The 8,928-nt window shown below is 53.0% G+C and carries 10 protein-coding genes and 3 pseudogenes; 7 read left to right on the top strand and 6 right to left on the bottom strand.

Annotated elements, in window-relative coordinates; all coding sequences use genetic code 11:
* Positions 1-23: 23 nt before the first annotated feature.
* Positions 24-665 (bottom strand): DUF6198 family protein, encoded by a 642-nt coding sequence (locus tag D1641_RS17990; protein WP_160668199.1) that lies wholly within the window; start codon positions 663-665, stop codon positions 24-26.
* Positions 666-977: 312 nt separating this feature from the next.
* Between D1641_RS17990 and D1641_RS17985 the strand changes: the two genes are divergently transcribed.
* The 6 genes and pseudogenes from D1641_RS17985 to D1641_RS17960 form a co-directional block, all read left to right on the top strand.
* Entirely contained in the window at positions 978-1,631 is a 654-nt protein-coding gene (locus tag D1641_RS17985; RefSeq protein WP_160668197.1) for a VanW family protein, read from the top strand.
* Positions 1,632-1,775: 144 nt separating this feature from the next.
* Positions 1,776-2,570: a M15 family metallopeptidase gene (locus tag D1641_RS17980; protein WP_160668204.1), complete on the top strand. Its 795-nt coding sequence runs from the start codon at positions 1,776-1,778 to the stop codon at positions 2,568-2,570.
* On the top strand, positions 2,567-3,616 hold the full coding sequence (gene vanG, locus D1641_RS17975) for a D-alanine--D-serine ligase VanG (RefSeq protein ID WP_160668195.1): 1,050 nt from the start codon (positions 2,567-2,569) through the stop codon (positions 3,614-3,616). Before D1641_RS17980 ends, vanG begins: the two co-directional genes overlap by 4 nt.
* Positions 3,613-4,995: an alanine racemase gene (locus D1641_RS17970; RefSeq protein WP_160668192.1), complete on the top strand. Its 1,383-nt coding sequence runs from the start codon at positions 3,613-3,615 to the stop codon at positions 4,993-4,995. Before vanG ends, D1641_RS17970 begins: the two co-directional genes overlap by 4 nt.
* Positions 4,929-6,113 carry a recombinase family protein gene (locus tag D1641_RS19910; RefSeq protein ID WP_160668190.1) on the top strand — a complete coding sequence of 395 codons (1,185 nt, stop codon included), beginning with the start codon at positions 4,929-4,931 and terminating at the stop codon, positions 6,111-6,113. The genes D1641_RS17970 and D1641_RS19910 overlap by 67 nt, the downstream gene beginning before the upstream one ends.
* Positions 6,114-6,143: 30 nt before the next feature.
* Positions 6,144-6,512, top strand: a pseudogene (locus D1641_RS17960) (recombinase family protein); the annotation flags it as partial.
* A 49-nt stretch (positions 6,513-6,561) separates the two neighbouring features.
* On the opposite strand, the pseudogene D1641_RS19600 reads toward D1641_RS17960, so the two are convergent.
* From D1641_RS19600 to D1641_RS17940, 5 genes and pseudogenes are all read right to left on the bottom strand, one after another.
* A pseudogene (locus tag D1641_RS19600) lies at positions 6,562-6,882 on the bottom strand (recombinase family protein); the annotation flags it as partial.
* 107 nt (positions 6,883-6,989) lie between these two features.
* Entirely contained in the window at positions 6,990-7,124 is a 135-nt protein-coding gene (locus tag D1641_RS19785; protein ID WP_279285717.1) for a hypothetical protein, read from the bottom strand.
* Between the two features lie 92 nt (positions 7,125-7,216).
* Entirely contained in the window at positions 7,217-7,390 is a 174-nt protein-coding gene (locus D1641_RS17950) for a hypothetical protein (RefSeq protein ID WP_160668188.1), read from the bottom strand.
* Positions 7,391-7,802: 412 nt separating this feature from the next.
* Positions 7,803-8,039, bottom strand: a complete 237-nt coding sequence (locus D1641_RS17945; RefSeq protein ID WP_160668186.1) for a helix-turn-helix domain-containing protein — start codon at positions 8,037-8,039, stop codon at positions 7,803-7,805.
* A gap of 6 nt (positions 8,040-8,045) precedes the next feature.
* Positions 8,046-8,473: pseudogene (locus tag D1641_RS17940) on the bottom strand (sigma-70 family RNA polymerase sigma factor).
* A gap of 261 nt (positions 8,474-8,734) precedes the next feature.
* On the opposite strand from D1641_RS17940, the gene D1641_RS19285 reads away from it, so the two are divergent.
* On the top strand, positions 8,735-8,928 hold a 194-nt coding region (locus D1641_RS19285), incomplete at its 3' end, for a hypothetical protein (protein ID WP_207708645.1).

The raw sequence follows: 8,928 nt of genomic DNA, 5'->3' as shown, positions 1-8,928 counted from the left end.
TCGGGACTATTATCTGCATTCTCCTATTCCCTTGTATATGCGGTGGTACATTTTACGCTTACCATCCAACCATTTATCAAAGCGCACAGGACTGTTCCCATCTTTACTCCCTCAAAATGCCAGAAACCGATAAAAAGAAATGACATAGCAACTGCGACTATACAACTGCAACAGTCATATACTGTTTTTGTTTTGCTAATATCCAAATCAAATCTATCTGATATTTCTTTTACAAACAGTTCATATGCTTCAGGCGAAATATAAGTGTGGAATAAGAGGGATACTCCAATTGCACACATGACCAAGCCAGCACCATAACACACTGCCCTTTGCAGGATTTCATTTCCGGGAACCAGTTTTACAGCGTTCATCATAATATCGAGTATGCTTCCATAGATAAGCGCTGTTATAAACGAAAATAAATACTTCCGTTTGAATCTGCGTAAAACTATTGTAAGTACAATGATGAGGAAAGCCTGGAAACAATACTCTGCCATTCCAAAGGAAAACCAGCTCAGGAAGCCGGATACTTTCAAATAGATAAGATATGCTGGTGCTACCACCATTGACATACCAAAATCTGCCCGCTCCATGAACGCTGTACCTAATGCAAGTGTTATTAACCCAATAACATATGCCGCTTCCGTATAAAACGTCCTTTTCATATAAACTCCTTTCGATAAATGACGTTTGATACAGAAACGGCAAAAGATGTTGTTAGAAATATAAAGAATTGTAGATCGTCAAATGCAAATTTTGACGGGCAGTTATACCATTGCTATTATACCAGCACCTACCGCCAAATGCAACGGCCAAGTAAACTACCAGCTCTATTCTGCCGCTGGTACATTAGGAAAATCTCTATATTTTCTTAGGAATGAATCAATTTCATCTTAAAGCACTCCATGCTCCTGTTCAGTAGAATGATGCTGACAGGAGCATTTCTCTGTCAGACTGACAACAGGAAGGAGCGCATTATGGGAAGAAAACGGTTGACACAGTTTTTTCCGTGTCTGCTGCCGCTGCGGAAAAAACAGAAGATATTCTGCTACTATGTGGGAATGAGGTTAGATCATAATCGCTATTCAAAAACACGCTCCGACATTAAGCTGTCCCATCCGCTCTTTCGAGCAAGCTGGCCGCTCTACAACTACAAAACGGGGTATGAGCTGGCCTACCAGGAGAACAAGGCTTACAACTGCAAACTGGCGGCAAAGGTGCTCGATAGACTGATGATCGCTCCCGGCGAGACGTTTTCCTTCTGGAACGCTGTGCGGGGCGCAGATCAGGAAATGGCCTATAAAAATGGGTATGTTCTGTCTGATGGGCGGCTCCAGCTTCTGCCGGGGGGCGGGCTGTGCCAGATGAGCAGTTTTCTGTACTGGCTGTTCCTGCATACCCCGCTGACTATCACGGAACAGCATACCCACGGTGTTGACCTCCATCTCAATATGCCCGGTATTCCCCAGGGGATCGACGCGGCGGTGGCCGAGGGCTGGCTGGATTTGAAGGTCAAAAACAACACAGCCCACACATTTCAGCTCCTGGTTACTGTTGACAGCCATAACATGAGCGGTACGGTACTGTCTGACACAAGGCTGCGGCCCGTCTGTCAAAAACAGATTAGTTAAATCTCCCCACTATATTAGGATTTTCTTAGGAAATAAACAACTTCATATTAAAGTTCCGAGTGCCTCTGTCCAGTAAAATAGATGCTGACAGGGGCACTTTTGCTCGACGTTTGAAAGGAGCTTTTTATGATGGAAGAAAAAATGATGCAAGTCCGTAACGACCACCCGCGCCGCAGCCAAAAGCGCCGCCGGAAACGGTTCCCCTGGGGAGATATTGTGGCAACGCTGCTGGTGGTAGCCATTTGCGTCTATGTCTTTATGTCGTTTGGTGAAAAAACGCCCGATGAAGAAACGCCGGTAAGAGGCACATCCGCTCCGACTACGACCCAGGCGCAGGACAATGTGCAGGTCGGCATTTTAGCTGAAAGCACACAGCCAACGCTCAGTGACATCGACTGGAATTTGGTGCTGGTAAACCATGAAAACGCTATCCCCGAAAACTACGAGATCAATTTGGTGGAGGTAGCTGGCGGGGAGAAAGTGGATGAACGCATCTACGATCCCCTGATGGAGATGCTGGAAGCGGCCAAAGAGGGGAATTGGGATCAGCTCCCGATGGTGGTGTCCGGCTACCGAACCCAGGCCAAGCAGCAGAAGCTCTTTGACGACAAGGTAGCCAAGTATCAAAACGAAGGACACTCCAAAAGCGAAGCGGAAGAAATGGCAAAGCAGTGGGGGGCTGTCCCCGGATACAGCGAACACCAAATTGGGCTGGCGGTGGACATCAACGGAGCCACCTACGACCTCTATTTCTGGCTTCAGGAGAACAGCTACAAGTATGGCTTTATCTTCCGCTACCCTGGCTATAAGACAGAACTCACTGGCGTGGCGGAAGAAGTCTGGCATTACCGCTATGTAGGCGTGGAAGCGGCCACGGAGATGTATGAAAAGGGCCTGTGCCTGGAGGAATATCTGGCGGAAAGGCAGGAAGAAAAATGAGCAAGTTGAAAATCGCCGTCCTGTTCGGTGGCTGTTCCCCGGAGTACGGGGTGTCCCTCCAGTCTGCCGCCGCCGTTCTCCGGCACATAGATCAAAGCCGGTATGAGCCGGTAATGGTGGGCATTTCCCAGGTGGGCGACTGGTTCCGCTACACCGGCCCGGTGGACAACATCGAAAGTGACACCTGGTACAGCGCGGAAACCTGTACCCCCGCTGTTGTGTGCCCTGATCGGAATGCCCCGGCCCTCCTGGTGTTTGGGCCGGGAGGTATGCAGAAGGTCCGCCTGGACGCCGCCTTTCCCGTCCTCCATGGCCGGAACGGGGAGGACGGGACGGTGCAGGGCCTCTTTGAGCTGGCGGGCATGCCGCTGGTGGGCTGCGGTGTGCTGGCCTCGGCGCTGTGCATGGACAAAGACCGCGCCCACAAGCTGGCCCAGGCCGCAGGGGTGGCAGTCCCCCGGTCTGCCGTTTTGGAGCGGTGGATGGGCGTCACGGTCGCTATGGCCGAAGGGGAAACGCTGGGCTATCCGCTGTTCGTCAAGCCCGTCCGGGCCGGTTCCTCCTACGGGATCACAAAGGTCTTGGAGCGGGGCCAACTGCCTGCCGCCCTGGAGCTGGCCTTCGCATATGACGACCACGTTATTTTGGAAGAAGCTGTGCCGGGCTTTGAAGTGGGCTGTGCCGTCTTGGGAAGTAAAACTCTGACGGTGGGTGAGCCGGACGAAATAGAGCTGGCTGGAGGGTTTTTCAATTTCACGGAAAAGTACACCCTGGAAACCTCCGCTATCCATGTACCCGTCCGCATCCCAGTGGAACAGCGGGAGCGGGTCAAGGCCAACGCCAAACGGATCTACCGGGCGTTGGGCTGTCAGGGCTTTGCCCGTGTGGATCAGTTTTTGACGCCGGATGGCAGGCTGGTTTTCAACGAGGTCAATACCATCCCCGGCTTCACCGCCCACAGCCGCTACCCCAATATGATGAAGGCCGCGGGGATGTCCTTTGAACAGGTCATTTCTTCCCTGATTAAACTGGCGGTGAAGCAATGACGATTACGAACGCATCCCGCCTGAGCGCGAAGAAATTTCCGGCTTTAGACGATTTCCGGCTGATTGCCGTGATCCTTGTGGTAGCCAATCACACCCGCTCCGCTGACGGCGAATTTCTCTGGCTGCTGACTGTCCTGCGCCGGGTATCTGTGCCATTCTTCATTATGGTCAGCGGCTATTTCCTGGCCCGCGGGAGCTGGCGCTCCACAGGGAAATTCCTGACAAGGACGGCGATGCTCTACGGTGTGGGGGTACTGCTGTACCTGCCCTTGAACTACTACGCCGGACAGCTATCGCCGGATTTTATTCGCCGGGTGATCTTTGACGGCAGCTTTTACCACCTGTGGTATCTCCCCGCCCTGCTGCTGGGGACCCCCATCGCCTATTATCTGAGCTGTTTCAGGCCACAGGCGGCAATCCCGATTGCCGGGGCGCTGTATCTGATTGGGTTGGGCGGAGAGAGCTACTACGGCTTGGTGTCAAATATCCCCGTTCTCTCCGCCTTTTACAATGGTATCTTCCAGGTGTTTGACTACACCCGAAACGGACTTTTCTATGTGCCGCTGTTTCTCCTGCTGGGGGCGGCAGGGATCGTATTCAGCCGGAGGACCTCTGTTATTGGGTTTCTGTGTTCTTTGGCCGCGTTGGTCGTGGAGGCGCTTTTACTCCATCGGTCAGGGATTCAAAGACACGACAGTATGTATTTCTTCTTTCCGTTCCTGATGGTATTCCTGTTTTCTCTGCTGTTGGAGGCCAATCAGGGGGAGCGGCGCAGCTTACGCCAGTTGTCCACAGTGGTGTACCTGATCCATCCCTGGTGTCTTGTGCTGGTGCGTGGGGCGGCAAAGATAGTTGGGCTGACTGGCCTGCTGGTGGAAAATACCATTGTGCTTTTTATCCTGGTCTTGGTATCCAGCTTTTTGCTGTCTCAGATGCTATTGCTGCTCCAGCCGCCCCGTCCTGTTCAGACTGGACGGGCCTGGATCGAACTGGATCGGGCCGCGTTGCGTCACAATATACAACAGCTGCAATCCATACTCCCGGAGGGCTGCGCCCTTATGCCGGCAGTCAAGGCCAACGCCTATGGACACGGAGCGGTGCTGGTTGCGAAAGAACTGAACCGCCTGGGTATCATGGCTTTCTGCGTTGCAACCGTGACGGAGGGGGCGGAACTGCGGCGGGGTGGTATCAAGGGAGAAATCCTGGTGCTGGGCTATACCCATCCCGAACAGTTTCCTATGCTGCGGAGATACCGGCTGACGCAATCAATGACGGATATGACAGCGCCACGGGAGCGGGTACAGATTGCGCCGTGTTCAAGAACGTATTCAATGACTACTATGTCAAAGACATATCCAACAAAACCCGTTCAGCTCTAGCAGCCCGCGCCAGGGCTGGGAAGTATCTTTCCTCCGGGATATATGGTTATCAAAAAGACCCGGAGAACAAAAACCAACTTTTACCAGACCCCGAAACCGCGCCCGTTGTCCGCCGTATTTATTCCATGGTTGTAAGTGGCGTTAGTTTCCGCTCAATTTCCCGCACACTGTCAGCAGAGGGTATTTTAACCCCCGCAGCAGTTAAGGGAGTAATTCCCCGCAAGGAGACAACCCGGCCTACTGATTGGAGTCCAGTCACGGTTGCTAGTATCATCCGCAATCCGGTGTATCTTGGCAAGCTGGTATATGGCAGGAGTCACAAAGTCAGCTACAAAAGCAAGAAAGTGGTTGCAACCAACGAAGATCATTACATAGTCACCGAGGGCACCCATGAGGCAATCGTGAGTCAAAACGTTTGGGACCTTGCTAACGAGGTTGCCCGCCGTCACAAGAAAGTGAGCGGTACAGGGGATGTTAATATCTTCTCCGGGCTGGTGTTCTGTCAAGACTGTGGTTCTTCCATGAATCTGAGTCGAAACGCTTATGTCTGCTACCGTTACCGAAACTTTAGCACGTCCGAAAACGGATGCAGCAGCCACCGAATCCCGTACAAGCTGTTATATGCGTCAGTGCTGGGAAGTGTCCAGGAAGTCACCGCAGAAGCCCGCCGAGATCGTGACGGCTTAATAGCGAAGCTGTCCGGAATAGGCCAGAAAAAACAGCAAGCCGCCCTTGCTGCCGCCAGGAAAGATCAGGGCAAAACAGAAAAGCGGCTTGCTGAGATCGGGGAGTTAATTCGTAAAGCGTTTGAAAAAAACGTTTTAGGCAGCTTGCCGGATGATATGTATAACGGCCTTGTCACTGGCTATACCAAAGAGCGGGCCGAGTTGGCCGCCCATCTTGAAACCGTTACGGAGCAGATCGCGGAGTTGACGAAAGAGGCAGACAACGCAACTCAATTTGTAGAACTTGCGGAACAGTACGTCGATGTAAAAGAACTTGATCGGGATTTGCTTCACCGCCTCATTGATCGTATTGAGATTGGCGAAAGCTACAAAGAGGACGGCGCAAGGTGCCAGAAGATCACGATTTATTTTCGCTTTGTCGGTAAACTATAAAAGTATCCTTTTGGATATTAAAAGGAGGATTATAAGACGCTGACGGGCCGCAAAAAGAAAAGAGCCGCCAGCCCGAAACTGACGGCGAAGCAGACAGAGTTGGCCCAAGTGGAGAGCGAGATCGAAAAGCTGCTGGACACGCTGACGGGTGCGACCCCGGTGCTGATCTCCTACGCCAACGCCAAGATTGAGGAATTGGACAGCCGCCGTCAGGCCCTTGCCAGCGAGATTGCCAAGCTGACCGCCGAAGCGGTGTCCCCGGAGCAGATTGACACGATTTCCAACTACCTGGACGATTGGGAGAATGTCAGCTTTGAGGACAAGCAGCAGGTGATGGATTTGATGATTACCGTCATTCGCGCCACCAGCGAGAATCTGCAAATTGAGTGGAAAATCTGACGACCGGGCATACCGTCAGGCTATTATCCTTTTATGCCCTTGTCCATTGTAGTTCGGTATACATTCCCACTTGGAGATAGTTGCGGCCCAGGCGGGACATATCTTTGACGACCACTCGCTTGATCTTGCCCGCCTTGATGTCGGCAAGCATACGCTGAAAGCCAGGTCGGTTGAAATTTGTCCCCGAATAACCGTCGTCCTCGTCGTAGTGCCGGATGGCGGTATAGCCGTGGTCGCGGCAATACTTCTCCAAAATCTTCTTTTGGTTGATGATGCTGTTGCTCTCACCGTCCAGCTTATCTTCCTGCGACAGCCGTTCATAGCAGGCGGTCAAGCCCTCGGCGTCGTCCTCCGGCTGGCTGTTCTGGATATAGAACTGTAAGACCGTATTCTGAATAGCCTCGCGGGTTTCCGCCCGCAGGGGGGCGGTGCTGGTGATGCGCTGGAACGTACCAACGGGGGTAATATTCGGCTTCATCATTTCAGCGCACCCCCTTTCTGAAAAAGGGGAATTTGATGCGTTTGATTGTCAAGGTGCAAGGTTGTATCATTGTCGTTCGTCCGTGCCGCACGGTAGTACAGTGCGAACACCTTATCCGGCTGTTTATTCATGTTGGCCTCCTATTCCGCAGCCGGAAAACGGGGCCTTGATACAGTCATATTATACCATGTCCGGCCCCGTTAGTCAGCTCAAAAATTCATAATCAGGGCTGGGATTTTTTCCTCTCCAAATCGCCCTGAATTAAACGGTTGATCTTGGTTACTGCGTTCTCGCTGGCCCTGCCGCTGACAGAAGCCTTGACGATATAGCGAACGCCCCCGATCTCGTACTGACGTACAATGGGGGCGCTGATCTGCTGATTTGTTACCGTATTCATACGGTACAATCCCCCTTTCACGAAACAAAAGGTTCATGCTGTAAAGGGGCATAAATCGGACGGCTGGCGGCGACCAGCACCACGGGACTTTCACCCCCGCGTGGTTCTCACGCGGCCCTACCCATTGCCTGCGACGCTTTGAACGCTCGGACTGTGGCTGTAAGGGAGTATCGTTAGCGTATGCGACGCTGATTACAAGCTGCCGACTTTCGGTGTAGGCGGTTCTCGCTCTCCCGCAGGATGTGGGGTCATGGCGCACCCACCGATGCGGCGCATACAGAATGTGTCCGTTGCCCTATGCTGCGCCGCCGTTATCTTGCGGGCTTTCTTTGTCAAGGTGCAGCGCCGGGCCGGAGGCGGGGGAACATGGAAAGGGTAAGATGTTCCGCCTGCCCTGCCGGGCCGGTTGCCGTCAGTCTAAACCGACGATAGCCTGAATGAGCTTGTTTTCCAGGTGGTGCTTCATCCACTCGTCCAGGCAGACATAGGGGTTGCCGTACTCGTCATACAGCGTCCGGGCGCAGAGCTTGTTTATGTAGCCCTCGTAGTACCGCAAGACCTGTTCCACGGCTTCGGCGTCCCCGGCGCGGGCGGCTTCGATCACCGGCATGGGGAGAAGCGCCCGGCCCTTGTAGCTGGGGTTCATCATCCGCGCTCAACCTCCCTTTGGCATCAACGCCGTCAATTTGTTCCGCAATTCGTCCAGCGTTTTTTCCTGTGCCGCTGGACGGCGCTGCGGGACATACCCACAAGGCTGCCGATCTCGGCGTCGCCCAAATCCAGCACGAAACGCAAAATCAAAATGCTTTGCGTCTGTGCGGACAAGCTGGCAAAGGCATCAGCCACAAGCTCGTTGTTGATATGCAGGTCATACCCATGCGATGAAAAAGTGTAGCTGTCGCTGGGGTAGTGATCTACCGTAGAGAGCTTGTCCATATCTGCCTGCGACAAGGCGCTGATCGACACCTGCCGGTCACGCTGGCGCTTTAAGCCGCGCCGGTAGTTATGGGCCTCGTTCCGCAGTACCGACTTGCAAAAGGCGTCAAACCGGCACTCGTCATAGCTGCGGGGGATAGCTTCCATCTTCTCACCCCCTTTCGTTGGGGATGGTGGTGGTTCTCTCCCTTTCCGCTAACATGACACCGGCAAGGCCATCGGCTACCCGCTAAAAGCCCCCTTTGCGAAAATATTTTTTCCTGATCGGCGCAGGCCGCAGGAAGCGACAAAAAACGCCCGACAGGTCGTAGACCTACCAGGCGTGGAATTGGAATAAAATTGCACTTTATAGCTGTGTATAGTTCATGCTCGTGGCCGGAATATCCATAGGCGGGGGACGGGCTTTTTTTGATGGGTCAAATATCGTCAGGTTTTGTCGAATGGCTATACGCTTCATGGTGGCTGCCTCCTGTCAGCCGCCGTATCTGTCAGCGTTACCGCGTCGCTCTTTATGGAGATAAAAAGAACGGCGGCTTTCGATTTCTGAACCGCCCCCTGTCAAGTAGACAGATGAAAAAAAGAAAATTAGGCCACGAGGGTCT

Source organism: Colidextribacter sp. OB.20 (assembly GCF_009911595.1).
Lineage (GTDB): Bacteria > Bacillota > Clostridia > Oscillospirales > Oscillospiraceae > Lawsonibacter.
This window is presented reverse-complemented; position numbering and strand designations above follow the sequence as displayed.

Bases quoted from the DNA above. Each gene is read 5' to 3' on its own strand.
- D1641_RS17990 (WP_160668199.1), bottom strand. From the start codon at position 665: ATGAAAAGGACGTTTTATACGGAAGCGGCATATGTTATTGGGTTAATA.
- D1641_RS17985 (WP_160668197.1), top strand. From the start codon at position 978: ATGGGAAGAAAACGGTTGACACAGTTTTTTCCGTGTCTGCTGCCGCTG.
- D1641_RS17980 (WP_160668204.1), top strand. From the start codon at position 1,776: ATGCAAGTCCGTAACGACCACCCGCGCCGCAGCCAAAAGCGCCGCCGG.
- vanG (WP_160668195.1), top strand. From the start codon at position 2,567: ATGAGCAAGTTGAAAATCGCCGTCCTGTTCGGTGGCTGTTCCCCGGAG.
- D1641_RS17970 (WP_160668192.1), top strand. From the start codon at position 3,613: ATGACGATTACGAACGCATCCCGCCTGAGCGCGAAGAAATTTCCGGCT.
- D1641_RS19785 (WP_279285717.1), bottom strand. From the start codon at position 7,124: ATGAATAAACAGCCGGATAAGGTGTTCGCACTGTACTACCGTGCGGCA.
- D1641_RS17950 (WP_160668188.1), bottom strand. From the start codon at position 7,390: ATGAATACGGTAACAAATCAGCAGATCAGCGCCCCCATTGTACGTCAG.
- D1641_RS17945 (WP_160668186.1), bottom strand. From the start codon at position 8,039: ATGATGAACCCCAGCTACAAGGGCCGGGCGCTTCTCCCCATGCCGGTG.